Below are 26087 nucleotides of genomic sequence, written 5' to 3' on the forward strand. Positions count from 1 at the left end.
TCGGGATCATAGTCAGGCCTTCACTCCGCCGGCGGCCAGGTCGACCTGCCAGTACCGCTGCAGGGTCAGGAACAGCGCTATCAGCGGAACGATCGACACCAGTGCGCCGGTGACGACGGCGGTGTACATGGCCGGCTGGGCGGCGCCCTGGTTGAGCAGGCCGCTCAGCCCGACCGTGATCGGGTAGAGCCGGTCGTCGCCGAGCATGATGTACGGCAGCATGAAGTTGTTCCAGATCGCCACGAACTGGAACAGGAACACGGTCACCAGCCCGGTCCGCATCATCGGCAGTACCACCGTGCCGAAGGTGCGCCACTCTCCCGAGCCGTCGATCCGGGTCGCCTCCAGGATCTCGGTCGGCACCGACGCGGCCGCGAAGATCCGGGCCAGATAGATGCCGTACGGGCTGATGAAGCTGGGCAGCAGCACCGCCCAGTAGGTGTTGGTCATCCCGAGCTTGGCCAGCAGCAGGTACTGCGGGATGGCCAGGATGACGCCGGGCACCAGCACACCGGCCAGGATGATGTTGAAGGCCGCGCTCTTGCCGGGGAAGTCGAACTTGGCGAGCGCGTAACCGGCCATCGCCGAGACCAGCGTGGAGGCGGCGGCACCGACACCGGCGTAGAGAGCAGTGTTCGCCATCCAGCGCCAGTACAGGCCGTCCCGGTAACCGTTCAGGTCCACCAGGTTGTCCCACAGGTGGGTGCTGGGCATCAGGGTGAACGTGGAGAACAGCTCACTGGAGCTCTTCGACGAGGCGATCAGCACCCAGAGCACCGGGAGCAGGCAGTAGGCGGCACCGAGGAGGAGCAGCACGGTGGCCAGTGTGCTGCGTTTGTTCTTAAGCATCAGTCCTCCTGGTTGAAGGCCCGGCGCCCGACGAGCTTCAGGAAGCCGAAGGACAGGATGAACGTGGCGAGCGCGATGATCACCGAGGTGGCGGCGGCCGCGTAGAGGTCGTTACGGGCGAACGCGTCCCGGTAGACCTTCATCAGCGGCGTCCACGTGGTCGAGATCGTGTTGGCCAGCGGGCGCAGCGTCATCGGCTCGGCGAACACCTGCAGGGTGGCGATGAGCGAGAAGACGAAGGTCATCACCAGCGACGGCATCACGATCGGGATCTTGATGCGCCAGGCGATCGCGAGCTCCGAGGCGCCGTCGATGCGGGCCGACTCGTACAGGCTCGTCGGCACGGCACGCAGCGCCGTGTAGATGACGATCATGTTGAAGCCGGTGCCACCCCAGATCGCGATGTTCGCGACCGCCCACATCGTCAGACTGCTGGAGAGCAGGTTCGGCGCGGTGATCCCGACGGCCTCGAAGATGTCGGTGATCGGGCTGACCCGGGGCAGGTAGAGGAAACCCCAGAGCAGCGAGGCGACCACGGCCGGCACCGCGTACGGCAGGAAGATCGAGATCCGGGCGAACTTACCGATCGACTCGCGGGTCCGGTTCGCGTCCAGCAGCAGGGCGAAGAGCAGAGCCAGACCGAGCATCGTGGGTACGACGATCAGGCCGTACGCCCCGACCCGGTACACACTGGGCAGGAAATCGGGATCGGTCAGCGACCGGGTGTAGTTGTCCAGCCCGGCCCAGATCTCGGTCCGCGACTTGGACCCGAGTCCCAGGCCACTCACCTTGACCTTGCGCAGGCTCAGATAGCCGGCGTACACGATCGGCGCTGCCAGGAACGCGGCGAACAGGATCATGGCGGGGGCGAGGAACCCGTACGGAGTGCCGGTCCTCTTCGCCTTTCGGCGCCGGGGCGTGCCCGCCGTGGGCGCCGCGGTCTTCCTCGGTGCGGTGGTTGTCAGCGACATCGCCGATTCTTCCTTTCGGAGCGCTCCGGGTGGGTACGAGGGGGGCTGGCACCCACCCGGAGACGAACTCATCCGGCGACGGTGAACCCGGAGTTCTTCATGTCGTCGACGGTGGTCTTCTGCATGGTCGCCAGGGACTCGGTGAAGGCGGCGGCCTTCTTCGACTCGGCGGCCTTGGCGAAGGCGTCGTTGAACGCGCTGTAGGCGACGTTCACGTTCGGGCCGTAGGTGAACGGCGAGAGCTGCTTGGAGGCCTCACCGGCGATGGTGTAGTAGTCCGCCTGGTCCGCGAAGAACGCCGGCGGGGTGGTCAGCACACTGGTGGCGTCGTTGGAGGCCGGGTAGATGAACGCCGTGTCGGCGAGCAGCTTCAGCGACTCCGGGTCGCTGTTGAGCCAGGTGATGAACTGGGTGGCCTGCTTCTTGTGCTTCGACTGGGTCGTCACACTGGTGGCCGAACCGCCCCAGGCGCCGGTCTTCGGAGCCGCGGCGTCCCACTGCGGCATCGGGGCGGCCTTCCACTTGCCCTTGGTGTCCTTGGCGCTGCCGTCGAGCACACCCGGGGCCCAGACCGCGCTGACCCAGCCGACCTGGGTGCCGTCGTTGAGGGCCGCGTTCCACTCCGGGGTGTACATCGGCTTGTTGTCGATGACGCCCTTCTCCACCAGGCCACCCCAGTAGGAGGCGACCTTCTGGGTGGCCGCGTCGTTGATGTTGACGCTCCAGGCGTCCCCGTTCACACCCCACCAGGAGGCGCCGGCCTGCTGCGCGAGGCCGGTGAACAGACCCGCGTCGTTGGCCGAGAAGGTGCCCAGGTACTGCTTGGCGTCCGCCTTGTGGATCTTCTCTGCGGCGGCCGCGTAGTCGTCCCAGGTCTTCGGGGCCGCGATGCCGTTCTTCTCGAAGACGTCCGCGCGGTAGAAGAACATCAGCGGGCCGGAGTCCTGCGGGACACCGTAGGCCGCGTCCGAACCGAGGGAGACACCGCTCCACGCGCCGGCCGGGTACTTGTCCTTGATCGCGCCGACCTCGGCGGAGATGTCAGCGAGCGCGTCCGCGGAGACCAGCGTCGGCACCTTCTGGTACTCGGCCTGCATGATGTCCGGCGCGCCGGAACCCGCCTTGATCGCGGTCAGCAGCTTGGTGACGGCCGGGTCGCCGCCGTCCTGCTTGTTGACCGTGACCTGGATGTTCGGGTTCTTCGCGTTCCAGGCAGCCACGACCTTGTCCATGTTCGGAGTCCAGGTCCAGTAGGTCAGCTCGACCTTCTCGTTGGGGTCGACGGCCCCCTCGTCCGAGGAATCGGTGCTGCTGCAGGCGGAGCCGGTGAACAAAGCCGCCGCGGCGAGAGCCGCCATCAGCGGTGCGAATTTAGTCTTCATTGATCCTCCTTGATCGGCTTGGCCGAAAACGGGAAGCCGGAGACGGAAGCGTGTCGTTCAACACAACCCCTGTGACCGGTTACAGTGCTGGTGTTACGGCGATGTGTCAAGCCCTTGCGTCCGACCCGTTACGCCTGTGTATCGTTCGAGCCTGCCGGCCTGTGACCGGTTACAGTCAAACCAGCAAGGAGTGATCCCATGTCGTGGCCTGAGCCGCTTTTTGTTCGCCACCAAGCCTGGGCGACTCCGCTGCGCCGGCCACGGATGAGCAACGCCGAGGACGTCACCTCCGGCCTGTCGCTCACCAGCCGTTACCTGACTCGCGACGGCGTTCCGGTCATCCCGGTCTCCGGCGAACTGCACTACAGCCGGGTCCCCCGCGCGCGCTGGGCGGAACGACTGCGCCAGATGAAGGCCGGTGGGGTCACCGTCGTGGCCACCTACCTGTTCTGGCTGCATCACCAGCCCACCCGCGAACAGGCCGCACGCTTCGACGGTGACCTCGACGTGGCCGCGTTCGTCGACCTCGCGGTCGAGACCGGACTCGACGTGGTCCTGCGGATCGGCCCCTGGTGCCACGGCGAGACCCGCAACGGCGGCTTCCCCGACTGGGTCCAGCAGGCCCCGGTCCGGCACCGCACCGACGACCCGTCGTACCTGGCGCTCGTCACCGAGTGGTTCGAGGCCATCGGTACGGCAGTGGCCCCGTCGATCGACAAGATCATCGGCATCCAGCTCGAGAACGAGCTGTACGACCAGCCGCAGCACCTGGTCACGCTCAAACGCCTGGCCCGCGAGGCCGGCCTGACCGCGCCACTCTGGACCGCCACCGCGTGGGGCGGCGCCGACCTGCCCGAAGACGAGGTCCTGCCCCTCTACGGCGGGTACGGCGACGGCTTCTGGGTCGACGCCGACGCCCCCTGGGACCCGACATTCCGGGACCATTACTTCTTCTCTCACGTATGGGATGATGCGGGCATCGGCGCTGATGTGCGGCGTGCTCAGGCGATCGAGGCCGCATCGGGTGGACCGCGCACCCCCTCGGACCAGTTCCCGGCCGCCACCTGCGAACTCGGCGGCGGCATGGCCACCGCGTACCACCGCCGCCCCCGCCCCGAAGCCCTCGACGTGGCCGCCATCGCCCACTGCAAGATCGGCAACGGGTCGGCCTGGCAGGGCTACTACATGTACGCCGGCGGCACCAACCCCGGCCCCGGCCTGCAGGAATCACACGCCACCGGCTACCCCAACGACATCGCCCCCCTCGGGTACGACTTCCACGCCCCCATCGGCGAAGCCGGCACCCTCGCCCCCAGCCACGCCGAACTGCGCCGTCAGCACGCGTTCCTGTCCGCTTTCGGGCACACCCTGGCGGAGATGCCGTCCAGCTTGCCGGAGGTGCGCCCGACCGGTGTCGAAGACTCGACGACACTGCGGTTCGCGCTGCGCAGCGACGGGACGAGCGGCTTCCTGTTCCTGTCCTGGCACCAGCCGCACTTCCCGCTGCCGGTGTACTCCGGCGCGCGGTTCCGGGTCGCTCTCGGTGCCGGCTCTGGCTCTGGTTTTGGCGCGGGCTCTGCTGCGGGTTCTGATTCCGGCCCGGTCGAGCTGGAGTTCCCGTCCCAGCCGGTCGACGTCCAGCCCGGCACCCTGGCCCGCTGGCCGCTCAACCTCACCCTCGGCGGGACCACCGTCACGTACGCCACGGCCTCGGCCCTGACCCTGCTCCCGGCCCCTCCCGGCGGCGTGCCGACCCTCGTCCTGATCGCCGAACCCGGCATCCCCACCGAAGTCGCCGTGTCCGAAACCGTTCACACCGTGACCCCCGGTTCCGGGCCGCTGGTCCTGGCCGGCCTGGACGTGCTGGTCCTGGCCGCCGAGACGGCCGGTGCGGTCTGGGTCACCGAGGACGGCGGCCGCCGCCTCTTCCTCAGCACCGATGAACTGCAGTGGGACGCTTCCGGCGCGGTGACGGTCAAGGCTTCAAACCCCGCTGTGGTACGGGTATACCAGCCCACGCTCCGTGCCTTCACCGACCTGCCGGTCCCGCAGCCGTCGCCGGTCCCGCAGCCGTCGCACTCTCCGGTGACCGTCACCGAGATCCGACCGGCTGCCGCCACGGTCCCGGTCAGCTACGGCAAACACGACGGCCGCCCCTCGGCCCCGTCCCCCGAGGTGTTCGACGAGCTGGCCGCCGTCCACCGCCTGACCCTGCCCGCCTGGGCCGCCGACCCGTCCCACGACGCGCTGCTGCACATCCGCTGGGCCGGCGACATCGGCGAACTCCGCGTCAACGGCACCCCGGTCACCGACCGCTACTGGGACGGCGCCACCTGGACGGTCAACCTGACCGACATCGGCTACACCCCCGAAGCCGACCTGACCCTGCACCTGCTGCCGCTGGCCGCCGGTTCCCCGGTCTCGGTCCCCGCCGAGGTCCGCTCCCGCCTGACCGAGGCGGAAACCCAGCTGCTGTCCATCGAATCCATCGACCTGGTAGCCCGAACCACCACAACCCTGTAACCCACCAAGGCCAGGGGAGCGCGACTCACCGCCAGGGCCGCGCTCCCCTTCACATCCCGCTGTAGTGCCCGGCGCAAGCAGCGATCTCGAGTACCTCGCCGCGAATCCGGTAGACGAGCCGGTGCTCCTCGTCGATTCGCCGGGACGACCAACCGGACATCAGTCCCCGCAGAATCTCCGGTTTGCCGAGGCCGACCGCTGCCGGATCGCGCTGGATGTCAGCGATGAGGCGATTGATGCGGCGGACGGCCTTCGGGTCCTTCCACGAGGTGTAGTCCTCCCACCCTTCTGGGGTGAATTTGACGCTCAGTCTCACGCTGCCGGAACCTTGGCGTCGCCGTCCGGGTCGATGAGCACGTGCTCCTCCAGAACGCCTTCCTCGGCGTGCGCGATGCTGTCCAGGAGTCGCCGGGTGCTGGCTGGGGTCCGGAGGAGGTGCAACGTCTCCCGCATCGAATTCCACTCGTCGAGCGAGACGATCACAACCGCCTTGCCGCCGCCTCGCGGGATGACGGTCTCCTCGGCGTCGTCGATCACCGCGTCCACCACCGCCGCCAAGTTCCGCCGAACTTCACTGATTGTCATGACCTTCATGTTGTACCTCCAGACGTACTATAAAGCGTACATTTGGTCCGGCTAGTCAGTTGTTCCGCGCTGTCAGCAGCTTCTGCAGGCCGACGACATCCCGCTCCGGTCGCCGGAGAGCGTCGTCGAACATCTGCCATGAGTTCTCGTCCAGCAGGAACGCCTGCCGGTCTGCCGGCACATCAGCCGCCGCCTCGGTGACGACCTCGAGTGCGAACGCCGACACGCCCGCGCCCACGGCCTGACTCGCCGCCTCCAGAATCGCCTTCTGCCGGGTAGCCAACCGCGGGCGCGGCAGTTCCGTTTCCGCTTCCACGACCCGACCGTATGCAGAACGTACGCAAGTGGCCAGGTGGATCCCCCGTGCGTGACGGGGCGAAGAGTAACGAATGCGTCATGGGGTGAAGGCGGGGTCGTTACAGAGAGGGATGAGGCATAGTACTGTCCGTTTCATGGGTGATGGTCGATCTTCTGCCGCTGGTATGGCGGAAGCGGAGGTCGCGTCGCCTGCCGTGCACTACGACGATGAGGAGCGGCCGGCCCGGCGGCTCGGCGGGCGGGTCGGGGCCGGGGTCTCGGTCGTCGCGTTCGGGGCTGCTCTACTCGTTCTCTGGCAGGTTTTCCGGCCGCTTGCTCAAGGTAGCCAGTACTACCTGATCGTCTTTCTCGCGGGGACGCTGCCGCTGTGCTTCCTGGCGTACAAATCGGGCTGGGGTAAAGGCCGGGAAGCGCCGACCGTGACCGACTGGATTCTCGCTGTCGCCGCGCTCGCCGTCTGTCTCTATCCCGTCGTGGGTGGCTACAACGCCTTCCTCGACCGGCAGGGGCTGCTCGAACCCGTCGACGTCGCCTTCGGCGCCATCCTTCTGATCCTGGTGGTCGAGGCCTGCCGCCGCACCACGGGGTGGGCGTTGCCCGTGGTCTGTCTCAGCTTCCTGTCGTACGGCTACTACGGTGGACTGTTGCCGCAGACCTGGCCGATCGCGCACGCGGGGCTGGACTTCGCGCAGATCGTGGACGCCCTCTACAACTCGGGCAGCGGGTTCTACGGGACGCCGCTCGATGTCGCCGCCACCTACATCGTGCTGTTCACCATCTACGGTGCGGTGCTGGATCTGTCGGGGGCGAGCCGGTTCTTCGTGGACCTGTCGATGGCCGCGTTCAAGAAGTCGCGCAGTGCGGCGGGGCGGACCGCGGTGGCCGCCGGGTTCCTGCTGGGGACCGTGTCCGGGTCGGGGACCGCCACCGCTGTCAGTGTGGGCGCGGTGACCTGGCCGATGTTGCGCCGGGCCGGGTACCCGCCGGAGCAGGCCGGGGGCATGCTGGCCGCCGCCGGAGTGGGGGCGATCCTGTCGCCGCCGACGCTGGGGGCCGCCGCGTTCATCGTCGCCGAATACCTGAACGTCTCCTACCTGACGGTTCTCGGCTGGGCGATGATCCCGACGGTCCTCTACTACCTGGGCATCCTGCTCGCGGTGGAGATCGACGTGCGCCGGTTCGGGGTGCGCGCGGTCGACGCCCCACCGGCCAGCGCGTGGCGGCTGCTGGCCCGGTTCGGCTACCACTTCTCGTCGCTGATCGTCATCGTCGTGCTGCTCGCTCTGGGGCAGAGCGCGACCCGGGCGGTGGTGTACGCGACGATCCTCGCGGCAGCTCTCTCGTTCCTGGACCGGACGGCCTGGCTGACCCCGCCGAGGGTCTTCACGGCGCTGGCTGCCGGGGTGGGCGGGGTGCTGCCGGTGGTGGCCGTGTGTGCCGCCGCCGGGATCATCACCGCGACCACCACCAAGACCGGCCTCGGCGCCCAACTGGCATCACTGCTGGTCAACGGCGCGAAAGCGGTCACCGACGAACCGCAGCTGGTGCTGGCGCTGACCGTGGTGCTGGCCGCGATCGCCCTCGCCCTTCTCGGGCTCGCCATTCCGGTGACCGCGAGTTTCATCATCGGCTGGGTGATCATCGGCCCGGCGCTGCTCACGCTCGGTGTCCCGGCGCCAGCCGCGGCCATGTTCGTCTTCTACTACTCGGTGCTCTCCGAGGTCACCCCACCGACCGCCCTCGCCGCGGTCGGCGCGAGCGCGATCACCGGCGGTCGCGCGGTCCCGACCATGTGGCAGGCGCTGAAGTACGCGCTGCCCGCCTTCCTCGCCCCGATCGCGTTCGTGCTCACCCGCAACGGGGAGTTCCTGCTGGCCCGCGGGCCGTGGACCGGGGTGCTGTGGACGACTTTGGCAGCGGGGCTGGCGGTGCTGGCACTGGCGATCGCGACCGGCGGCTGGGTGCTCGGGGTGGGCCGGGCCGGTGTGCTGAGCCGGGTGCTCGCCGGGGTGGCCGGACTGCTGCTGCTCTACCTGGCACCGGTGACCGTCGCCGCCGGAGTCGCGGTGCTGGTGACGGCAGTACTGATAGCCGGTTTTCACAAGCTTGAAGTCCGCCCTGGCAACGGAGGAGAAGCATGAGACGAATGACGGGAATGACGCTGGTCGTCACGCTCGCGGCGGCCACCGCGGCGTGCGGCGGCCGGCAGGACGCGGCGACCACCGACACCGGTGGCGCCGTCACCTGCGAGGTGGGTCAGGCCACCCGGATCGGCATCGCCACCGGCAATGCGACAGGCGTCTACTTCGCACTCGGCAACGCCTACGCCGAACAGATCAACGCCTCCGGTACGAACGTCCAGGCGACCGCTGCGGAGACCGGCGCGTCGGTGCAGAACATCCAGCAGCTGGTGGCCGGCACCTACGGTGTCGCGTTCTCCCTGGCCGACACGGCTGCCGACGCGGTGAACGGCACCGGCAGTTTCACCGTGAAACAGCCGGTGGCGGCACTGGCCCGGATCCACAGCAACTACACGCAGGTGATCGTCCGCAAAGCCGCCGGGATCAAGGACGTGGCCGGGATGAAAGGCAAACGGGTCTCCACCGGCTCCCCGAAGTCCGGCACCGAAGTGATCGCGAACCGGCTGCTGACGGCGGCCGGCCTGAAACCGGACACCGACGTGCAGGCCCAGAAACTGGACCTGACGAAGACTGTGGACGCGATGAAGGACGGCACGATCGACGCGCTGTTCTGGTCCGGCGGCCTGCCCACACCCGGCATCACCGACCTGCTCACCACCAGTGCGGACCAGGTCGAGTTCCTGGACATCATCCCGTTGCTGCCCGAACTGCAGAAGATCAACCAGGTCTATGCGGAGGGTACGATCCCGGCCGCCACCTATCGGACCCCGGCCGACGCCAAGACCATCGTGGTACCGAACGTCCTGCTCGTCCGGGACGACCTGGACGCGAACGTGGCCTGCGTCCTCACCAAGGCCCTCTTCGACCGCAAACCGCAGCTCGAACAGGCGAACGCGGCCGCCAAGGAGATCAGCCTCGACACCGCCCGCGAGTCCACCCCGGTGCCGGTCCACCGCGGAGCCGCCAAGGCCCTCGACGATCTGGGTGCGCCTAAATAGAAGAAGCATGCAACCCTCCCGTCCTGTCGGCTCGTGATTAACCCGACCGACAGGATGGGGGACCGGCATGAGCGAGCTTGCGAGCGAATCATCGAGCTCAGTTGAAGACTCATGGCGACGCCGGAGCGAAGCGGAGGCGGCGGCATGAGCGATCGCGATCGCGCGTTCGCCGAATACTTCGCGGCACGGTCGTCAGCCATGCGCGCGACGGCGTTTCTGCTGTGCGGTGACTGGCATCGGGCCGAAGACCTGACGCAGACCGCGTTCACCAAGCTCTACCTGCGCTGGAATCGGGTGCAACGGCACGACTCTCTGGACCCGTACCTGCGCAAGGTTTTGATCTCGTCCTTCATCGACGAGACACGGTGGGGCTGGTGGCGCCGCGAACGGCCGCACGACGCCGGGATCGACCGCGAGGCCGTCCCGGAACCCTCCGATGACCGGGTCACGCTGATCCGCGCGCTGGCCCAGGTGCCGCCGCGGCAGCGGGCCGTGCTGGTGCTGCGCTACTGGCAGGACCTGAGCATCGACGACACGGCGGAGGCTCTCGGCTGTTCGCCGGGAACCGTCAAGAGCCAGGCGGCCCGCGGCCTGGAAACCCTGCGCACGTTGGTGACATACCCCGTCAAGGCCCAGTGAGGAGCCTCCCGACATGGACGAGAACGAATTCCGTAGCGCCCTGCGCACCACGGTGACGCTGCACCCGGAGCCACCGCCGATGCAGTCGCGGACCGCGGTCGCCGTCGCCCGCCGCGCCGTCGCCCGCCGCAACCTGCTGGCCGGCGGCGGTGCCGCGGCCGCGATCCTGGCGGTCACCGTCGCGGTGGTCCCGGCTTTCGGCGGCGGTACGAACATCCAGCCCGCTGCCGGCCCCTCAGCCGGACTGGTGCCGTTTCCACCGTCGCAGCCGGTGCCCGCGGTGTCCGAGACGAAGCCGTCGTGGCCGGCCGAAGCCAGCGGCGACGCCACCGCCGACAGCGGCGCACACTACAACACCGGGAAAGCGCTGCTCGCCGACGTTCTGAAGGTGGTGCCGGCCGGTTACACGGTGCCGTCCGGCACCGTCGGCGACGGCATTCCACTTCGTGATCACCAGGCGACGGTCGAGGACGACTACTGGCGGTACATGGCGACGGTCGCACTCCGTCAGGGCGACCGGACCGGTGGACTCGTCGTCGAAGTCCACGAACCCGGCAACAAACTACCCACCGACGTGTGCAAGCTGGCGCAGGAGTTCTGGGGCCGGGGCGGCACCTGCGTCCCGCAGACCGTCGGCGGTGAGAAGGTCGGCGTGGTGCGCGACGGCACCGGCACCGCCTGGGCGGCCTACCGTCATGCCGACGGCACCGTGGTCTACGTGCGGCAGTCGACATCCACCACTTACGGTTCCGAGGTCGGCTTCCAGCCGCTGCCCACCCTGCCGCTGACCGTCACCGAACTGGCCACCCTGGCCACCGACAATCGCTTCCGCCTCTAGGACTCTCCGGCCCAGCTCAGCCACTCGGGATCGTGGCCCCAGCCGTTGCGCTCGTAGAACGGAACCGCCCGCGGGCTGGAATGCACCGTCACATGCTCCAACTCCAGACCGCGGGCCTCGTCGAGCACCGCCGCCATCAGCAGCGCACCGACCCGGCGGTCCCGCAACTCGGGCACCACGAAAACCGACTGCACGTCCCCGCCGCGGCGCGCGTGACCGGTCACCGTCGGCACCCGGTCGAGAACCGCCAGCCACGCCATGCCGACCACCTCACCGCCGACCTCGGCCACGAACGCCCGATGCTCGGGATGCCCGCGCATCCAGTCCCCGAACACCTCGACGAACTCGTCCAGGTCATCACCCTGATACCCGTGATCCTGGGTGGCCCGCTTCCACCGCAGGCCCGCCAGCGCGGGCGCGTCCACCTCGGAGGCCCGCCGCACCGTCACGTTGATTTCGGTCATCCGTCGATTATCCGCTTGCCGGTCACAGGCCCCGCTGGCACAGGGCGGTCATGAAGTTGCGTTTGCGGGAGTGGTCCGCTTTCAGGCGGGCGACCTCAGCACCGTGGTCGGTACCGGCTCGATGGCACATGTCCCTCACGGTGACCAGCAGATCGGCGGCTCGTTCGTAGTCTGCGTTGGTGGCCCGGGCGATGGCGTTCTCGACTGCTGGCAGGTAGATCTTCAGCGCCTCGTCCGGGTGGGTCGCCGCCCGCCGGCTGGCGACCGCCAGCCTGGTCGACTCCTCGCAGCGCACCTGGTCCAGCATCTCCCACGCTGCCTCGTCCCGGTCCTCGGACAGCAGCACCCGCACGTAGACCTCGCCGGCGTTCCATGTGTTCCCGGCACCACCACTGGTCGCCCGGGTACGCAGCAGATCCAGAGCCTCCTCGCATCGCTGTGGCCACCGCTGCGGGTATTCGGCCAGGATGAACTCGCGCAACCGCTGGTAGGAGCCGACGCCTCCCTCAGCACGGAACCACTCCCAGTGCAGGGTCATCAGGTCTTCGGTACGCCCGGTCTCGGTGTACAACTCGACCAGGAGATCGACGAGCAGCCTGCTCCGGTGATCGAAGTGACCGGCCTCGGCGCGACCGTGCTCCAGCCACGCGACGGCCTCGGCCGGCCGCTCGTTCTCGCGCAGCAGCCGGGCGATCAGCACGTACCGGTCCGGGGTGGACAGGTCCTCGGCATAGCAGGCCACCAGGATGTCGACGTCCCCGATCGCCTTGATCATCTCCTCGCGTAGCGAACGCACGGTCCAGCCGCCAGGGTTCGCGTCGCGTGCTGCTTCCAGGGAGTTCCAGTAGGCGTCCAGGCCGTCCGTTCCCAGCAGGTCGGCCACGTCGGTGATACTCATGTCCAGGATGTCCACTTCGGTCAGCCGGAACCCGGCGAACCAGACTCCCAGCTCCACCGGGTCCGGTGGAGCCGCGTCGCAGGCGTCCAGGAAGACATCCCATGTCTCGGCAGCCGAGGCCAGAGCCGCCCCACTATGGTCCTCGCTACATCCGGCAGCCTGGCCCAGCAGTTCCAGCACCCGCTGAAGCAGCGGCCGGACCTGGCCCGCGTGCTCGGGCAGCAACTCGGCCAGAGCCGCGACGACATCGTCGGCCCTTTCGGCGTACGCCTCCTCCTCGCCGTACCGCAGCCAGTCCACCGCCAGGTTCTCCACCTGCCGGGCCAGCAGCGACAGGTCAACCGTCGGCGCCCCGGCTATCGCCCGCAGCAGCATCCGCTGGTAGAGCGCCGGATCCTGGCTGACCTGCGCCCACACCAACTCCACCAGCTCGCTGTGGTCGAGGGTGCCCAGAAACGCGTGCACGTCGGCGGTTCCCGCATCGGAAGATGCGCCCCCGACGCCGGTGACGCTGGAGCGCTGCAACAGCCGCAACCCGACGGCGACGCAGTGCTTGCAGAAGTTGCCCTGCTCGCCATAGGGACAGTCGCACTCACCGTCGAGCTCGCCGTCCGCGTCGAACAGCCGGACCTGGTACACGTCGGATCCGTGCACCGTCGCGACGACGCCGTCGGGTAGATCGCGGAGGTTGACGACCGCTTCGAGGTATTCCAGCCCTCGGCCGAACGACCGGCTGCCGGCGAGCTCTTGGAGATCGACTTCGGTGAACCACGCCATGGTCGCCCAACGTACCCGGCGCGGGTGAAAAGCAGCGATCGGGGCCGTTCGGCCCCGACGGCCTGCGGCGTTAGGCTGCGGTGATGACCTATGCACAGCCCTCGCTGAACACTCGGGTGACCGGGCGGCGTGTCGTCGCGACGATCATCGACAGCATCGTTCTCAGTGTGCTGCTCGGCGGGATCGGCAGGATCTTCGGCATCGACGTGCCCACCGACGGCAGCGACCTGACCGGGCTGTCGTTCAACGGCAGTCTTCTGGCCGCCACGGTCGTGCTGCTCTACTACATCCTCCTCGAAGGGACCGTCGGCCGGACCGTGGGCAAGTTCGCCACCGGCATCCGGGTGGTCAGCCAGGACGGCGGCCGTCCGGGCCTGGTCTCCGCGATGGTCCGCACCCTGCTGCGGATCATCGACGGCATCCTCGGCTACCTGCTCGCCCTGATCATCGTGGTGAACTCGGACCGCCGTCGCCGCCTGGGTGACATGGCCGCCAAGACCCTCGTCGTGCGGGCCGGTTAATTGCGTTGCCGGGGTTCCGGGGCGGCACTAATGTGGATCTCAGCTCGAACGACCTTTTAGGAGACCAGCCATGTTCTGTTGCTATCGCGTCCCGGACCGGTGGTGTGGCTGAGGCTGTTCGCAGCGTCTTTCTGCACCGCCCGTCCCTGGTCTCAGGGGCGGGCGGTTCTCATTCCCGCGGGCGCGCCGAAGTTGGAGAGTCGGGACCGGCTGTAAACCGGTTGCCTCAGCGCTGAGCAGGTTCGAATCCTGCCGCCCGCACGTTTTCGTTCTCCGGATCGTCGCCACTAAGAGCCAGGACGACACCGTCGTAAGAACCCGGCCGGTGCCGAGCTGGCGTCCACTGTCTTGAACCTGATGGCGCTGCCCGCGGTACACCCCTGAAGATAGGAGTTCAGCAGGGGAGACCGGATGATCGCTGTGGCCCAGCCCTTCGCCCGTTTCGCGGTCGGAGCCTTCCTCATCGTCAACCTAGCGATCGTCCACCTGATGTTCGTGGCCGCCGGGCCGCCCGCTCACAACATGTTCGGGCAGGTGGGGCGGCTGCTCGGGCTCTACCTGGCGTTCACGATGACGGTGCAGGTGCTGCTCGTCGCGCGGCTGCCGCTGCTGGACCGTGCGTTCGGCATGGACCGGCTGACCGGCTGGCACCGGTGGACCGGGTTCACCGTGTTCTGGCTGGCGGTGCTGCATCCGGCGTTCGTGGTCGTGGGCTTCGCCCGGTACGACCGGGTGCCCGTGTTCACGACCGCTGTGGCCCTGTCGCGGCAGATCCCCGTACTGCTGGGTCTGATCGCTGTGGGTCTGATCGTGGTGATCGCCGGGCTGTCGGTGCGGATCGCCCGGCGACGGCTCTCCTACGAGACCTGGCATGCCGTACACCTGCTGCTGTATGTCGTCCTGGTCCTCGGGATCGTGCATCAGGTGTACGAGGGCACAGCTTTCACGATCAACCTGTTCACCCGGATCTACTGGTGGGGGCTGTGGGCGTTCGCGCTCGGTGCCCTGGTGACCGGGCGGCTGATCGTGCCGCTGATCCGCAACCTGCGGCACCGGCTGCGGGTGGCCGCGGTCGTCCCCGAATCCGACGACGTGGTGTCGGTGCACGTCACCGGGCGCGACCTGGACCGGCTGCAGGCCCGGGCCGGGCAGTTCTTCCTGTGGCGGTTCCCGGGGCACAACCGCTGGTGGCAGGCCAACCCGTTCTCACTGTCGGCGGCCCCGAACGACCGCTCGTTACGCCTGACCGCGAAAGGTGTCGGTACCACCAGCGCCGGCCTGCGTGACCTGCCGGTCGGGGCGCGGGTCTTCGCCGAGGGACCGTACGGGGCGTTCACCCTCGCCGCCCGCACCCGCCCGGCCACTCTCCTGATCGCCGGCGGCATCGGAGTCACCCCGATCCGGTCCCTGCTGGAGGATCCGGAACTCGGCGCCGACACGGTCGTCATCTACCGGGTGCGCCGCGGCGCCGACGCCGTCCTGCTCGGCGAGATCCGTAACCTGGCCGCCGGGAAGGGCGCCCGCCTGCACGTCATCACCGGCCGGACCGGCGGCGACAACCAGCCCTTCCACCCGCCGAACCTGCACCGTCTGGTCCCCGACATCACCGGCCGGGACGTGTACGTGTGCGGCCCGCACGCCCTGACCACCGCGGTCCTCGCCGCCCTGCGCACCCTGAAGGTGCCGTCCCGCCAGGTCCACGCCGAACTCTTCCGGCTGGCGGGGTGACGACGATTCAGCGGCGCGCCGCCAGCAGCCGGTTCTCGCCGAGACCGAGCAGGGTGTCGCTGAGTTTGCCGAGCACCGCCAGCAGGATGATGGCCAGCAACATCACGTCGGTACGGCCGGTGTTCTGACTGTCGATCAGCAGGAAACCCAGCCCCATCGACGACGCGATCAGCTCCGCCGCGACCAGGAACAGCCAGCCCTGCGCCAGCCCCAGCCGCAGCCCCGACAGGATCGCCGGAGTCGCCGCCGGGAACAGGATCGTGCCGAGCAACGGCCATCGCCACCGCCCGGTCGAACGGCGTCTCGGTGTTGAAATGCGACGGCACCCCACGCCAGGCCTGAAGCGTGATGCCACCGACCTCCACCACACAGTCCACCGTGAAGATCCCGAGAAGCCCCCCGCTCAGCCGGCGACCCATCTCCCGATGCCCCGCCACCCAGGCGATAGTGATCAGGGTCAGCCCGAACGACAGACCGAACGTGACCGGCTTACGCCACGACACCGGCCCGGTCCACGGCGTGTCATCGACCAGGAAAACCCCGAGATGCACCAGTCCCGAGACCATCAGCAGCAGCCCGGTCAGATGGACCATGGGCGGGACCGGCCCGATGGTACGGCCCGCCGCGACGTCGAGTTGTCCCATGCCCGGAGCATCTCGTGTCCCGGTACCGGCTGTCGTCCTTCTGCTGGTGTATGCCCTCGTACGCCCCGGAGAGCAGGGGAAAACCGGTGGAACCCGGCTGACCAGTCCGTCATGATCAGCGGCATGAGTGGCAGGTTGCGTGGTATCGCCCGGGAGACGGTCTCCATCGTGGAACGAGGCTGGTACGACGGGCCGGCCGGCCGAGTCGACATCTCCGCCGCGGTGGCCGCCGCGGTCGCCGGCACCCGCCTGCACCTGCCCGGCGACGCTCTCCCGCCTCCTCCGTCCACGCCGGGCGGCGCTTCCCGCCCGGACGGTGTGGTGGTGCCGCGGGCGATCGCGGTCGAAGTCACCGGGGAGAGCAGTCTGGACGCGGCGCGCCGGCTCGGGGCCGGGGTGGCCTGTCTCAATTTCGCGTCGGCTCGCAACCCGGGTGGCGGTTTCCTCAACGGGGCGCAGGCTCAGGAGGAGAGCATCGCGCGGAGTTCGGCGATCTATCCGTCGTTGCGGGCGGCCGGTGACTTCTACGCCTTTCACCGGGCCGATCGCGGGATCCTCTACACCGACCGGGTCATCTACTCGCCGTCGGTGCCGGTGTTCCGGGACGACCGCGGCGGGTTCCTGGCGGCGGCGTTCCCGGTCTCGTTCCTGACCTCCGCCGCCCCCAACCGTGCCATGATCACCCGCGACCAGCCGCAACTCCTACCTCAGGTGCAGGGCGCGCTGGCTTCCCGGGCCCACCGTGTCCTGCGGGTCGCCGCCGCCCACGGCCATCGTGACCTGGTACTGGGCGCCTGGGGTTGCGGCGTCTTCGGCAACGACCCGGCCGAGGTGGCGCAGGCGTTCGCCGATGCCCTGGCCGCCACGCCCGCCTTCGACCGCGTGGTCTTCGCCGTCCTGGACCGCCGCGAAACAGTCCGCGACGCCTTCCGTGCCGTCTTCGCCTGACTGCCGTGCCTGACTGCCGCACTTGACCGTTGCAGCCTTGCTGCCGCTTCTGGCTACCGCGTCTGACGGCGGCATCTCACGGCGGCGCCTGATCGCCGCGTCTGACGGCCGTGCCTGATCGCCGGGACTTCGCGTTGTGGCGTCCGTCGTGGCTTACCGGCGTGGATGGTCTGCGGGCGGTAGGGTTCCGATTACCGCCTGTGCTCCTATCGTGTCCGGCTGGAGTTCGTCATGTCGACGGGTACCGATGATGTGCTGGTTCGTTTCGGGCGCTGGGCGCTGGCCAAGATCTGGTTCGGGGTGCTGGTCTCCGGCGCCTGGGCGATCGGGCAGCACTACCACTGGTCGCAGGCGTTCCTGACGGTCGCCGCGGTGCTGGGGGCGCTGGCGCTGGCTCTGGCGTCGTCGTTCCTGCCGGTCTGGACCCGTCAGCGCCCCAGTGGGATCTCGGTCGCTGACGTCGGTCTGCGCGTCATGGTCTGGGGCGGCCTGATCATCGGCGTGATCGCCTTGCTCATCGGCATGCCGGCGATCGGTATGGTCGCCGCGGCTCTGCTCCTCAACACGGCGGCCCGTACTTTCGGCGACCCGTTCGGCCCCTTTCTCCGACGCCTCCAGGTGACACCGGCGGTCCGCCACACCTCCCGCTCCACACCACCCCGGCACCCGGCGTCGTCCCGCCGCCCACGCCCGGCGGCCCGTTCTGCGTCTGGTCCGGCGGCTCGCCCCGCGTCTGGTCCGGCGGCCCGTTTCGTTGCTGGTGGCAACGCCCGCCCTGCCGATGGTCCCACCGTCCATCCCGCGGGCGGCCCCATCGTCCACCCGGCGGCTCGGTCCGCGGAGGGTGGTGCGGCTTCGGCGGCCCGGAATGCCGAGGGGCGCCTGGCTTCTGCGACTCGTCCTTTGGGCGGTCGTTCCGTTGAGGCGCGTTCTTCGGAACGGTAGGCAGCTTTCGGAGGGTTCGCGTTTCGCGGGAGCGGATTCGGGGCCGGGTCCTCGTCTTCGGAGTAGCGAGCGGAGTGGTCGGCCCTTGTGGCGTGGTTGTGGAGTGATCAGGGACGCATGGGCTTGAAATAGGTATGCCGTCATACCTAATAATGGGGGCATGAGTGAGGACGGCGGGATGGCTGTGGATCTGATGCATCTGGCCCATCAGTTGCATCGGAGTCTGGAGCGGCGGGTGGAGACTGATTTCGTTCACCCGAAACCGCCTGAGGTGCAGATCGTCGCGCTCTGGCAGGTGCGCGCCCGGCCGGGCCTCACTGTTCGGGAACTCGCCGATGATCTGCAGCTCAAACCGAACAACGCCAGTGCCCTCGTCACCGCCATGGTCAATGCGGGGCTGCTGCGCCGGGAAGCGGACCAACGGGATCGCCGAGTGGTCCGCCTGCACGCCACCGAGGAGGCCGGGCGCCGTGTCGACGCGGTGCAAGGGCTCTTCACCCGCTATCTCACGGCCGCTCTGGACGACCTCGACGAGAAGCAGCGAGCCGCTGTTCAGGCGGCACTCCCGGCGCTCGGCCAGATGGCCCGGCACATCCGCGACGGAGGTCGCCGAACCGACACGTGACGTGTGGTGAGTTCGGGCGCGAAGCGAACCCGAACTCACCACACGCATGGGATCGCCGGGCCGGGAGTGGATCGGCTGGCGGGGTGGCCTGGGCATGCATGACCGGGAGTGCCCAGCGGTCTGGAGTGACGCCTGCGTCGCCGCCGGTGGGGGCGAGGTGGGCTCGGGTTCGGCGGGGCGTCCCTAGTCGTACCGAAAAGTGAAGTTGATCTGCGCCTGGGGGTTTGCCTGAGGCGTTCCAGAATTGTGCGCGGAGACGGAGTGGGCATGACGCAGACGACCGAGAGGCCGCCGGAGAAGACGGGGCGGCGAGGGAATCCCTGGCTGAGTTTGATCGCTGTCGCGTTCGGCCTTTTCATGGTCGGGCTGGACGGCAGCGTGGTGTCGATCGCCAATCCGGAGATCGGGCGTGACCTGGGCGCCACTACCGCCGAGCTGCAGTGGGTGACCAACTCCTACCTGCTGGCGCTGGCGGCCGCGCTGATTCTCGGTGGGAAGCTCGGTGACCGGTTCGGACGGCGGCGGTACTACCTGATCGGGGTGGCCGGGTTCACGGTGGCCTCGGTGGCGATCGGGCTGGCCGGGTCGGTCGAAGGGGTGATCTTCTTCCGGGCGGCGCAGGGGCTCTTCGGGGCGCTGCTGATGCCGAACACGCTGGGGATGTTGCGGGCGGTGTTCCCGCCGCAGCGGTTCGGCATGGCGGTCGGGATCTGGGCGATGGTGTCGTCGGTGTCGACGGCGCTGGGGCCGATCGTCGGCGGGCTGCTTGTCGAACACGTCAACTGGGAGTCGGTTTTCTACATCAACGCGCCGATCGGTGTCATCGCTCTGGTGTTCAGTGCCTACGTGCTGCCGGAGAGCCGTCATGAGACCGGCCGGCACCGGTTCGACGTGCCGGGGGTGCTGCTGCTCGCGCTGGGGCTGCTGGTGCTGGTCTTCGGGGTGGTCAAGGGCGAGACCTGGGGCTGGGCCAGCGCGTCCACGATCGGCACGATCGCCGGTGGACTGGTGGTGCTGGGGCTGTTCGGCTGGTACGAGACCCGGATCGCGCACCCGCTGCTGCCGATGCGGCTGTTCCGTAGCCCGGCACTGACGATCGGTGCCGTGATCACCGCGATCAACTTCTTCACGCTGCTCGGATCGATCTTCTACATCATGCTGTATCTGCAGAACGTCCGCGGCTACAGCCCGGTCTGGGCGGGTGTGCTGACGCTGCCGCTGAGCATCGCCTCGGTGGTCGCCTCGCCGCTGGGGGCCGCGCTCACTGACCGATTCGGGCCACGTCTGACCATGCCGCTCGGGATGGTGCTGCAGGGTGCCGCGTCGTTCGGGCTGACCGGGCTGGCGGCGGACTCCGGGTACTGGGCGATGTGGCCGTCGTTCATCGGTCTCGGCCTGGGCATCGGCATGGTGATGGCCGCCTCGTCGGAGGCGATCGTCGGCAACGCGCCGGTTCAGGACGCCGGGGTCGCCGGTGGTCTGCAGGCCACCATGCTGCAGATCGGCGGCGCTCTCGGGACCTCGGTGCTGATCTCGCTGATCAGCGGGCACGTCGGGTCGTCGCTGGTCGGTGACCTGGTGAACGCGGGTGTGCCGGAGCAGACGGCGACCGGGCTCGCGGTGGCGAAGGACGCGGTGGCGATGGGGGTCGCGCCGGTCGCCGACGGCATGACCGATCAGGTACGGGCGGCGGTCACCGAGGGCGCGGCCACCGCCTTCCTCGGCGGCGTGCACACCGCGGCTCTGGTGGCGGGGGTGCTGTGCCTGCTCGGCGCGATCGTCGCGGCGGCCGGAATCCGTCGGCGATAAGTCCTCAGCGGGCCTCGCACCGGTGCCGAACGGGAGTAGTACGGGTGCGAGGCTTGAGGAGGCGAGGCCATCATGGCGTTCTGGGCCGACCTCGGCGTCAACATCAAGATTCTGGTGGCGATCTGCGTCGCCGCCCTGGTCGCGCTGGCTGTCGGGCTGCTGGGGCTGAGCGCGCTCGCCGAGACCAGCGCGGCGGCACAGCGGATCTACAGCGGCAACCTGGCCGGGGTCTCCGCGCTCGGCGTGGTGCGCGAGGGGATCACCCAGTCCCGCCTCGACCTGGCCCTGCACGTCGTCTACCCGGACCTGAAGACCAAGGACCAGTACGAGGAGGCGTTCGCCGATAACCTCGCCCTGGTCGACGACGGGTTCGCGGCGTACGAGTCGGCCGGCCCCGTGGTCGGCGCCGAGACCGTCGACAAGGTGCGGGCGGCTTGGCAGTCCTACGTGACGATCGCCCAGGAGGAGCTCATCCCGGCCTCCCGGGACAACGATCTCACCGCTTGGGGGACGATCCGCTCCGAGCAGGTCGGCCCGGTGGTCAAGGAGCTGACCGGGCTGCTGACCGAGATCGCCGCAGCCGAGCAGGCAGCCGCCGCGACCGATGCCGCGAACGCCGCCGCAGGCTACGACAGCAGCCGCGTCAAGGTCATCCTGCTCCTGACCGTCGGCCTCGCGGCGGCTCTAGCGCTGGGCGTCTTCGTGGCCCGGGCCATCGTCCGGTCCCTGCTGCGGGTCATCGCCGTGTGCGAAGGGCTCGCCGCCGGCGACCTCACCCACAGCACCGGCCTGACGTCCCGCGACGAGCCGGGCCGGATGGGCCGCGCCCTGGACGCCGCGATCCTGCGGCTGCGCGAGACCGTCGGCACCATCGGCGGGTCCGCGGTCACTCTGGCCGGGGCCTCCGAGGAACTGTCCGCGGTCAGCGCCCAGCTGCACGCCGGTGCCGCCGACGTCGCCGACAAGGCCGGGTCGGCTAGTTCCGCCAGCGAGAACGTCAACGTCGGAGTCCAGTCGATCGCAGCCGGCGCCGAACAGATGAGCGCGTCGATCGCCGAGATCGCCTCCAACGCGGCGCACGCGGCCCGGGTCGCCCAGGAGGGCATGGCGGTGGCCGAACGCACCAACAACCAGGTCGCCGAACTGGGTACGGCCAGCCAGAAGGTAGGCGACGTGGTCCGCCTGATCACCAGCATCGCCGAACAGACCAACCTGCTCGCGCTCAACGCCACCATCGAGGCCGCCCGCGCCGGGGAACTCGGCAAGGGCTTCGCGGTGGTGGCCGGTGAGGTCAAGGAACTGGCCCAGCAGACCGCGAAGGCCACCGAGGAGATCACCGAGCGGATCGCCGCGATCCAGGATTCCAGTACGTCCGCGGCCTCCGCGATCGGCGAGATCACCGGCGTCATCCAGCAGATCGGCGACTACACCACGACCATCGCCTCGGCCGTCGAGGAGCAGACCGCCACCACCGGGGAGATGAGCCGGTCCGTCGCCGACGCGGCCACCAGCAGCGGCGACGTGGCCCGGACCGTCTCCGGCGTCGCCGAGGTCGCGTCCGCCACCGCCGAAGGGGCCCGCGCCACCCAGCAGGCCGCCGCCGACCTGACCCGCCTCGCCGGGGACCTCACCGTCCTCGTCGGCGGCTTCCGGCACTGATGGAGACGGCTTACGGGCTCACCCGGCCCACCTTCGACGACGCCCGCGACGCCGTGCACCGGGTCCACGGCCCCGACGGTCCAGACGTCTGGCGGGAACTCGCCAAGTCGGCCGGCCTGACCGGAACGGAACCCGACGCCGTCGACCGGCTGCTGCCCCTGATGACCGCGGCCGACCCGACGACCCGGCTCTGCGCGGTGGCCCTGCAGATCCGGATCACCTCGTACGACTGTCTCGCTGCCGCCCACCTCGAAATCAGGAGCCAGACATGAACACCGAACTCTACGACCGGCTCGGTATCCCGGAGCGGATCAGGGAGATCGCCGGTTACGACCTCTACTCCGCCGAACTGCGCGCCAGCCTCGACGCACTCTCCGAACGCAGCGCCAAACTGATCGAGGCACCCGTCTCACTGGTGTCGGTCATGCTCGACACGTCGCAGTTCATCATCGGGTCCTATGGGGTCTCCGGCTGGGTCGCCTACGCCCAGGGGACACCCGCGGAATGGGCCATGTGCACGCACACCGTGCTCGCCGGGGAACCGTATTGTGTGGTCGACGCGCTCGAGGATCCGAAACACACCGACAATCCGATGGTACGGATGACCGGGCTGCGCAGTTATCTCGGAGTGCCGTTGACCGGTTTCGGCGGGCACACCCTCGGCGCCCACTGCGTGATCGACGCCCGGCCGCGTGTCTTCAGCGACGCCGACCGGGCGGTGCTCACCGACGCGGCCGAGCAGGTGATGAGGCTGCTCGACGTGCACCGGACCTAACGCTGCGGAGTGCCGTCCCAGCGCCACTTCTCCTGGCGATGTTCGCCGCGCCCGGTCGCCGACAACAGCGCCGACCAGCGGCTTCCCGTCGCCGGGGCGTCCCGGAACAGGCGGCGCAACGCCCGGTCGCACAGGTCCTCCGGCGGTGCCCACGGCACGTCCAGCGCCCGTGCCACGTCATGCATGTGGACCAGCGTCTCCACCACACCCATCGCGGCGAAACCCGCCGGATCCGAATCGCCGTACGGGTGATACGCCAGCCGATCCGCCGGTGCCGTCAGCACCACCGCGGACAACAGTCCCGCACTGGACAACAGCACGTTGATCAGGTCGTCCGGCTTGTCGTGATCCTTGACGAAAACGGTCAGCGCCGGACCGTCCGGACGGTGATGCTGCCAGGCGAACGGCACGTACGTCTCGGCGCCACTCGCCGGATCCGGGGAAGAGAGTTGCGCTGCATAGGCGAACAGGTCGTCGGCGATGTGCTCGACCGTCTCCCAACAGGTCCAATTCAGGCCGGCGGCGGGTTGCTGCCAATCCTTTCCCACGGCGTTGCGCAGGGTCGCGGCCGCCAGAGACGCCGATTGTCGTACGTCGCTCGCCGCCCGATGTTGCCTTTCCGTCTGTTCCTTCGTAGCTTCGTCCGCAGCTTCGAAGATCGATTCCTGTTCCGATGTTGATTCATTCGTCATTGGGGCAACCTATCCATGGTGGTGACCAGCGGCTATGCATTTTTGTCATACCCCGGGCGCATCATCGGTGTATGGGAGAACCAGCAATGCCGATTCGCCGCCGGATCGAGCTCACGGTCTCTGAGGCTCGCCTGCGGTTCCAGCAACTGGTCCGGGTCACCGGGCTCACCGGGCAGGTCACCGTCATCGTCGACGGTGGGCGCCCGATCGCCGCCATTGTTCCCGCCGCCGCTGTGCTGGGTGACGCCCCGGCCACTTCCCCTTCGGTTCCCGCGCCCCGATCCGGTTTCCCGCCGGGCCCGCGCACGTCCACTTCCGCCGGACCGTCCTCGACAGCCAGTGCGGAAGGCTGGATGCGCCGGATCGAGAAAGTCCGGGAGGACGTCCGTAAACAGCACGCCGGCCGGATCGGTGAGCTGTCCCAGGCTCTGGACGAGGCGTGGCGTCTTCTGGACTCGCTGCGGCCACCCGGCAGCGACCGGGCCGCCGACACGCTGCGTGCCACTCATGCCGATCTGCGCAAGCCCCCGGGATCAATCACGACTTGATCGATAGGAGCGGGGCTAAGATCGGACGATGGCTCGTCAGCTCGACCTGTTCGTACCCGGAGTCGTCTTCCTCGACGTGATCTTCACCGGCCTGCATGAGCTGCCCGGTCCCGGGACGGAGGTGCGAGCCTCCGGCATGGGCTCCTGTCCCGGCGGGGTGGCCAACCTGGCGGTGGCGGCGAGCCGGCTCGGCGTGCACACCGGCCTGGGCACGGCGCTCAGCTCGGACGCCTACGGCGAGTTCTGCCACCGGGTGCTGAGCCACCAGGAGGGCATCGACATGTCCGCGTCGTTGCGGGTCGACGACTGGCACTCGCCGGTGACCGTCTCGCTGGCGTACCACCGTGACCGCAGCATGATCACCCACGGTCATCCGCTGCCGGTCGACGCCGACGGGCTGGTCAACGGCCTTCCGGCGGCCCGCAGTGCCGCGGTCAGCCTGGCGCCGGAGGGCATGGGCTGGGTCAGCCGCGCCCGGGCGGCGGGCACCCTGGTCTTCGCCGACGTCGGCTGGGACGAGACCGAGCAGTGGTCCGGCGACGTGCTGGAGGTGCTGGCCGACTGCCACGCCTTCCTGCCGAACGCGGTCGAGGCGATGCGCTACACCCGGACCGGCGACCCCCGGCAGGCTCTGGAGAAGCTCTCCGGCCTGGTCCCGGTGGTGGTGGTGACGTGCGGCGCCGACGGTGCCCTGGCGATCGACGGCAGCACCGGCGAGGTCGCCGAGGTCCCCGGCATCCCGGTGGACGCCTTGGACCCGACCGGCGCCGGTGACGTCTTCACCGCCGGTTTCATCACCGGGACCCTGGGCGGCTGGCCCTTGGCGGACCGGGTCGCCTTCGCCACCTTGGTCGGCGCGCTGTCGGTGCAGCACTTCGGCGGTTCGCTGTCGGCTCCCGGCTGGGGCGACATCGCCGACTGGTGGCAGACGGTCCGCACCGACCCGTCCCGCAGCGACCTGGCCACCCGTTTCGGCTTCCTGACCGACGTGATCCCGCCGGGCAGCCGTAACGCCGTCCACCGCGCCACCGCCACCATCGCCCGGTTGTCGGACGCCCACCCCGCTCGCTGACCCCTGCCCGGTTCGCTGTCCCGTAGATTCGCCGTCACATCGAGGCGAGGGGACGGGCGACGGGGAATGGACGCTGGGACCGAGGAACTACGGGACGCGCACGACACGCTGGCGGAGTGGTACGCGGCGAACATGCCCGGCAAGCTCGAGGACATGCCGGTCGAGCGGGCGATGCTCGACCTGTTCGCGGAGATGACCGCGGCCGTGGGCACGGAGGTCGCCGACGTGGGCTGCGGCACCGGAAGGCTGCTTCCGTACCTCGCCGGCCGGGGCCTGTCGCCTCGCGGAGTGGACCTCTCGCCGAGGATGATCGAGGTGGCGCGACGCGACAACCCGGGCTACGACTACCAGGTCGCCGACCTGCGCGAGTTGCCGTTCGAGGACATGTCGCTGGCCGGGGTGGTGTGCTGGTTCTCGCTGATCTACCTGGCGCCGGATGCCAGGGTTCGGGCGTTCACCGAACTCGCCCGGGTGGTGAGACCGGGCGGCTGTCTGGTGACCGCTTTCAAACACGGCACCGGCAACCTGCACCGCAACGCACCCGGCAGCCTGGTCAGCGAGTTCGGTGTCGACTTCGATCGGTACTGGCTCTCCGCCCGGGAGATGGCGGACCTGTTCACCGCGGCTGGATTCGTCCTGGTCTTTCAGGGCCACATTCCGGCCGCCGGAGCGGTGCCGCCGTACGGGTACATGCTGGTCCGCAGGCTCGCAGACGCATAGAAGGGGTGGTGCCGTCCG

Annotated in this window: 27 protein-coding genes and 1 tRNA gene; 18 read left to right on the forward strand and 10 right to left on the reverse strand. The window is 68.9% G+C overall.

Translation table 11 applies throughout. The annotated features are described in order from the left end of the window. Positions 1–12: 12 nt before the first annotated feature. The 3 genes from BLU81_RS00120 to BLU81_RS00130 form a co-directional block, all read right to left on the reverse strand. Positions 13–849: a carbohydrate ABC transporter permease gene (locus BLU81_RS00120; protein WP_092540436.1), complete on the reverse strand. Its 837-nt coding sequence runs from the start codon at positions 847–849 to the stop codon at positions 13–15. Beyond that, complete coding sequence (locus tag BLU81_RS00125) at positions 849–1820, reverse strand: carbohydrate ABC transporter permease (protein WP_092540438.1); 972 nt, start codon at positions 1818–1820, stop codon at positions 849–851. The genes BLU81_RS00120 and BLU81_RS00125 overlap by 1 nt, the downstream gene beginning before the upstream one ends. 68 nt (positions 1821–1888) lie before the next feature. After that, the gene (locus BLU81_RS00130; RefSeq protein WP_092540440.1) at positions 1889–3202 is read right to left on the reverse strand and encodes an ABC transporter substrate-binding protein; all 1314 of its coding nucleotides are present in this window, start codon (positions 3200–3202) and stop codon (positions 1889–1891) included. 198 nt (positions 3203–3400) lie between these two features. Between BLU81_RS00130 and BLU81_RS00135 the strand changes: the two genes are divergently transcribed. Next, the gene (locus tag BLU81_RS00135) at positions 3401–5725 is read left to right on the forward strand and encodes a beta-galactosidase (protein ID WP_231953901.1); all 2325 of its coding nucleotides are present in this window, start codon (positions 3401–3403) and stop codon (positions 5723–5725) included. Positions 5726–5774: 49 nt separating this feature from the next. Here the strand turns inward: BLU81_RS00135 and BLU81_RS00140 are convergent, their stop codons facing one another. From BLU81_RS00140 to BLU81_RS00150, 3 genes are read right to left on the reverse strand one after another with little or no spacing between them, the layout of a single operon-like run. Then, the gene (locus BLU81_RS00140; protein ID WP_373873309.1) at positions 5775–6041 is read right to left on the reverse strand and encodes a Txe/YoeB family addiction module toxin; all 267 of its coding nucleotides are present in this window, start codon (positions 6039–6041) and stop codon (positions 5775–5777) included. Then, positions 6038–6310, reverse strand: coding sequence for a type II toxin-antitoxin system Phd/YefM family antitoxin (locus BLU81_RS00145; protein ID WP_231953903.1), 273 nt, complete (start codon positions 6308–6310; stop codon positions 6038–6040). Before BLU81_RS00145 ends, BLU81_RS00140 begins: the two co-directional genes overlap by 4 nt. Before the next feature lie 55 nt (positions 6311–6365). Then, positions 6366–6626, reverse strand: coding sequence for a type II toxin-antitoxin system TacA family antitoxin (locus tag BLU81_RS00150; protein WP_231953905.1), 261 nt, complete (start codon positions 6624–6626; stop codon positions 6366–6368). Positions 6627–6762: 136 nt separating this feature from the next. On the opposite strand from BLU81_RS00150, the gene BLU81_RS00155 reads away from it, so the two are divergent. From BLU81_RS00155 to BLU81_RS00170, 4 genes are all read left to right on the forward strand, one after another. Further along, positions 6763–8769, forward strand: coding sequence for a TRAP transporter permease (locus tag BLU81_RS00155; protein ID WP_231953912.1), 2007 nt, complete (start codon positions 6763–6765; stop codon positions 8767–8769). Then, entirely contained in the window at positions 8766–9767 is a 1002-nt protein-coding gene (locus BLU81_RS00160) for a TAXI family TRAP transporter solute-binding subunit (RefSeq protein WP_092540449.1), read from the forward strand. Before BLU81_RS00155 ends, BLU81_RS00160 begins: the two co-directional genes overlap by 4 nt. 144 nt (positions 9768–9911) lie before the next feature. Then, entirely contained in the window at positions 9912–10406 is a 495-nt protein-coding gene (locus BLU81_RS00165) for a SigE family RNA polymerase sigma factor (protein WP_092540451.1), read from the forward strand. A gap of 13 nt (positions 10407–10419) precedes the next feature. Beyond that, entirely contained in the window at positions 10420–11244 is an 825-nt protein-coding gene (locus BLU81_RS00170; RefSeq protein ID WP_092540453.1) for a hypothetical protein, read from the forward strand. Here the strand turns inward: BLU81_RS00170 and BLU81_RS00175 are convergent. Together BLU81_RS00175 and BLU81_RS00180 are read right to left on the reverse strand one after the other, a co-directional pair. Continuing rightward, positions 11241–11708: a GNAT family N-acetyltransferase gene (locus BLU81_RS00175; RefSeq protein WP_092540455.1), complete on the reverse strand. Its 468-nt coding sequence runs from the start codon at positions 11706–11708 to the stop codon at positions 11241–11243. The two genes, BLU81_RS00170 and BLU81_RS00175, sit on opposite strands and share 4 nt — an antisense overlap. A gap of 22 nt (positions 11709–11730) precedes the next feature. Continuing rightward, positions 11731–13383 carry an SWIM zinc finger family protein gene (locus BLU81_RS00180; RefSeq protein WP_092540457.1) on the reverse strand — a complete coding sequence of 551 codons (1653 nt, stop codon included), beginning with the start codon at positions 13381–13383 and terminating at the stop codon, positions 11731–11733. Between the two features lie 83 nt (positions 13384–13466). Between BLU81_RS00180 and BLU81_RS00185 the strand changes: the two genes are divergently transcribed. The 3 genes from BLU81_RS00185 to BLU81_RS00195 all read left to right on the forward strand — a co-directional run bounded on the left by BLU81_RS00185 (position 13467) and on the right by BLU81_RS00195 (position 15632). Next, positions 13467–13904, forward strand: a complete 438-nt coding sequence (locus tag BLU81_RS00185) for an RDD family protein (RefSeq protein ID WP_092540459.1) — start codon at positions 13467–13469, stop codon at positions 13902–13904. Positions 13905–14081: 177 nt separating this feature from the next. Further along, positions 14082–14165, forward strand: a tRNA-Tyr gene (locus tag BLU81_RS00190). Positions 14166–14315: 150 nt separating this feature from the next. After that, positions 14316–15632 (forward strand): ferredoxin reductase family protein, encoded by a 1317-nt coding sequence (locus tag BLU81_RS00195; RefSeq protein WP_092540461.1) that lies wholly within the window; start codon positions 14316–14318, stop codon positions 15630–15632. 7 nt (positions 15633–15639) lie between these two features. Here BLU81_RS00195 and BLU81_RS00200 read toward each other — a convergent pair whose 3' ends face one another. Beyond that, positions 15640–15903: an ABC transporter permease subunit gene (locus BLU81_RS00200; RefSeq protein ID WP_197686086.1), complete on the reverse strand. Its 264-nt coding sequence runs from the start codon at positions 15901–15903 to the stop codon at positions 15640–15642. A 496-nt stretch (positions 15904–16399) separates the two neighbouring features. On the opposite strand from BLU81_RS00200, the gene BLU81_RS00205 reads away from it, so the two are divergent. The 7 genes from BLU81_RS00205 (at position 16400) to BLU81_RS00235 (ending at position 23037) form a co-directional block, all read left to right on the forward strand. Beyond that, the gene (locus BLU81_RS00205; protein WP_092556366.1) at positions 16400–17224 is read left to right on the forward strand and encodes a TIGR02452 family protein; all 825 of its coding nucleotides are present in this window, start codon (positions 16400–16402) and stop codon (positions 17222–17224) included. Between the two features lie 231 nt (positions 17225–17455). Continuing rightward, complete coding sequence (locus tag BLU81_RS00210; protein WP_157751043.1) at positions 17456–18169, forward strand: hypothetical protein; 714 nt, start codon at positions 17456–17458, stop codon at positions 18167–18169. A gap of 160 nt (positions 18170–18329) precedes the next feature. Then, positions 18330–18794 (forward strand): MarR family winged helix-turn-helix transcriptional regulator, encoded by a 465-nt coding sequence (locus BLU81_RS00215; RefSeq protein WP_092540467.1) that lies wholly within the window; start codon positions 18330–18332, stop codon positions 18792–18794. A 267-nt stretch (positions 18795–19061) separates the two neighbouring features. Beyond that, positions 19062–20603, forward strand: coding sequence for an MFS transporter (locus BLU81_RS00220; protein WP_092540469.1), 1542 nt, complete (start codon positions 19062–19064; stop codon positions 20601–20603). 72 nt (positions 20604–20675) lie between these two features. Beyond that, complete coding sequence (locus BLU81_RS00225; protein WP_092540471.1) at positions 20676–22262, forward strand: methyl-accepting chemotaxis protein; 1587 nt, start codon at positions 20676–20678, stop codon at positions 22260–22262. Continuing rightward, a complete protein-coding gene (locus BLU81_RS00230; RefSeq protein ID WP_092540473.1) occupies positions 22262–22534 on the forward strand; it encodes a hypothetical protein in 273 nt (90 codons plus the stop codon). Before BLU81_RS00225 ends, BLU81_RS00230 begins: the two co-directional genes overlap by 1 nt. Next, a complete protein-coding gene (locus BLU81_RS00235; RefSeq protein WP_092540475.1) occupies positions 22531–23037 on the forward strand; it encodes a GAF domain-containing protein in 507 nt (168 codons plus the stop codon). Before BLU81_RS00230 ends, BLU81_RS00235 begins: the two co-directional genes overlap by 4 nt. Here BLU81_RS00235 and BLU81_RS00240 read toward each other — a convergent pair. Beyond that, on the reverse strand, positions 23034–23585 hold the full coding sequence (locus BLU81_RS00240) for a hypothetical protein (RefSeq protein WP_197686087.1): 552 nt from the start codon (positions 23583–23585) through the stop codon (positions 23034–23036). The two genes, BLU81_RS00235 and BLU81_RS00240, sit on opposite strands and share 4 nt — an antisense overlap. A gap of 215 nt (positions 23586–23800) precedes the next feature. Between BLU81_RS00240 and BLU81_RS00245 the strand changes: the two genes are divergently transcribed. From BLU81_RS00245 to BLU81_RS00255, 3 genes are all read left to right on the forward strand, one after another. Then, positions 23801–24277: a hypothetical protein gene (locus tag BLU81_RS00245; protein ID WP_092540477.1), complete on the forward strand. Its 477-nt coding sequence runs from the start codon at positions 23801–23803 to the stop codon at positions 24275–24277. A 28-nt stretch (positions 24278–24305) separates the two neighbouring features. Further along, positions 24306–25349, forward strand: coding sequence for a carbohydrate kinase family protein (locus BLU81_RS00250; RefSeq protein ID WP_092540479.1), 1044 nt, complete (start codon positions 24306–24308; stop codon positions 25347–25349). 66 nt (positions 25350–25415) lie between these two features. Then, entirely contained in the window at positions 25416–26069 is a 654-nt protein-coding gene (locus tag BLU81_RS00255) for a class I SAM-dependent methyltransferase (protein ID WP_092540481.1), read from the forward strand. Positions 26070–26087 lie beyond the last annotated feature (18 nt).

The sequence above is a fragment of the Actinoplanes derwentensis genome (genome assembly GCF_900104725.1).
Lineage (GTDB): Bacteria > Actinomycetota > Actinomycetes > Mycobacteriales > Micromonosporaceae > Actinoplanes > Actinoplanes derwentensis.

Bases quoted from the DNA above. Each gene is read 5' to 3' on its own strand.
- BLU81_RS00120 (WP_092540436.1), bottom strand. From the start codon at position 849: ATGCTTAAGAACAAACGCAGCACACTGGCCACCGTGCTGCTCCTCCTC.
- BLU81_RS00125 (WP_092540438.1), bottom strand. From the start codon at position 1,820: ATGTCGCTGACAACCACCGCACCGAGGAAGACCGCGGCGCCCACGGCG.
- BLU81_RS00130 (WP_092540440.1), bottom strand. From the start codon at position 3,202: ATGAAGACTAAATTCGCACCGCTGATGGCGGCTCTCGCCGCGGCGGCT.
- BLU81_RS00135 (WP_231953901.1), top strand. From the start codon at position 3,401: ATGTCGTGGCCTGAGCCGCTTTTTGTTCGCCACCAAGCCTGGGCGACT.
- BLU81_RS00145 (WP_231953903.1), bottom strand. From the start codon at position 6,310: ATGACAATCAGTGAAGTTCGGCGGAACTTGGCGGCGGTGGTGGACGCG.
- BLU81_RS00155 (WP_231953912.1), top strand. From the start codon at position 6,763: ATGGGTGATGGTCGATCTTCTGCCGCTGGTATGGCGGAAGCGGAGGTC.
- BLU81_RS00160 (WP_092540449.1), top strand. From the start codon at position 8,766: ATGAGACGAATGACGGGAATGACGCTGGTCGTCACGCTCGCGGCGGCC.
- BLU81_RS00165 (WP_092540451.1), top strand. From the start codon at position 9,912: ATGAGCGATCGCGATCGCGCGTTCGCCGAATACTTCGCGGCACGGTCG.
- BLU81_RS00170 (WP_092540453.1), top strand. From the start codon at position 10,420: ATGGACGAGAACGAATTCCGTAGCGCCCTGCGCACCACGGTGACGCTG.
- BLU81_RS00175 (WP_092540455.1), bottom strand. From the start codon at position 11,708: ATGACCGAAATCAACGTGACGGTGCGGCGGGCCTCCGAGGTGGACGCG.
- BLU81_RS00180 (WP_092540457.1), bottom strand. From the start codon at position 13,383: ATGGCGTGGTTCACCGAAGTCGATCTCCAAGAGCTCGCCGGCAGCCGG.
- BLU81_RS00185 (WP_092540459.1), top strand. From the start codon at position 13,467: ATGACCTATGCACAGCCCTCGCTGAACACTCGGGTGACCGGGCGGCGT.
- BLU81_RS00195 (WP_092540461.1), top strand. From the start codon at position 14,316: ATGATCGCTGTGGCCCAGCCCTTCGCCCGTTTCGCGGTCGGAGCCTTC.
- BLU81_RS00205 (WP_092556366.1), top strand. From the start codon at position 16,400: ATGAGTGGCAGGTTGCGTGGTATCGCCCGGGAGACGGTCTCCATCGTG.
- BLU81_RS00210 (WP_157751043.1), top strand. From the start codon at position 17,456: ATGTCGACGGGTACCGATGATGTGCTGGTTCGTTTCGGGCGCTGGGCG.
- BLU81_RS00215 (WP_092540467.1), top strand. From the start codon at position 18,330: ATGAGTGAGGACGGCGGGATGGCTGTGGATCTGATGCATCTGGCCCAT.
- BLU81_RS00220 (WP_092540469.1), top strand. From the start codon at position 19,062: ATGACGCAGACGACCGAGAGGCCGCCGGAGAAGACGGGGCGGCGAGGG.
- BLU81_RS00225 (WP_092540471.1), top strand. From the start codon at position 20,676: ATGGCGTTCTGGGCCGACCTCGGCGTCAACATCAAGATTCTGGTGGCG.
- BLU81_RS00230 (WP_092540473.1), top strand. From the start codon at position 22,262: ATGGAGACGGCTTACGGGCTCACCCGGCCCACCTTCGACGACGCCCGC.
- BLU81_RS00235 (WP_092540475.1), top strand. From the start codon at position 22,531: ATGAACACCGAACTCTACGACCGGCTCGGTATCCCGGAGCGGATCAGG.
- BLU81_RS00245 (WP_092540477.1), top strand. From the start codon at position 23,801: ATGGGAGAACCAGCAATGCCGATTCGCCGCCGGATCGAGCTCACGGTC.
- BLU81_RS00250 (WP_092540479.1), top strand. From the start codon at position 24,306: ATGGCTCGTCAGCTCGACCTGTTCGTACCCGGAGTCGTCTTCCTCGAC.
- BLU81_RS00255 (WP_092540481.1), top strand. From the start codon at position 25,416: ATGGACGCTGGGACCGAGGAACTACGGGACGCGCACGACACGCTGGCG.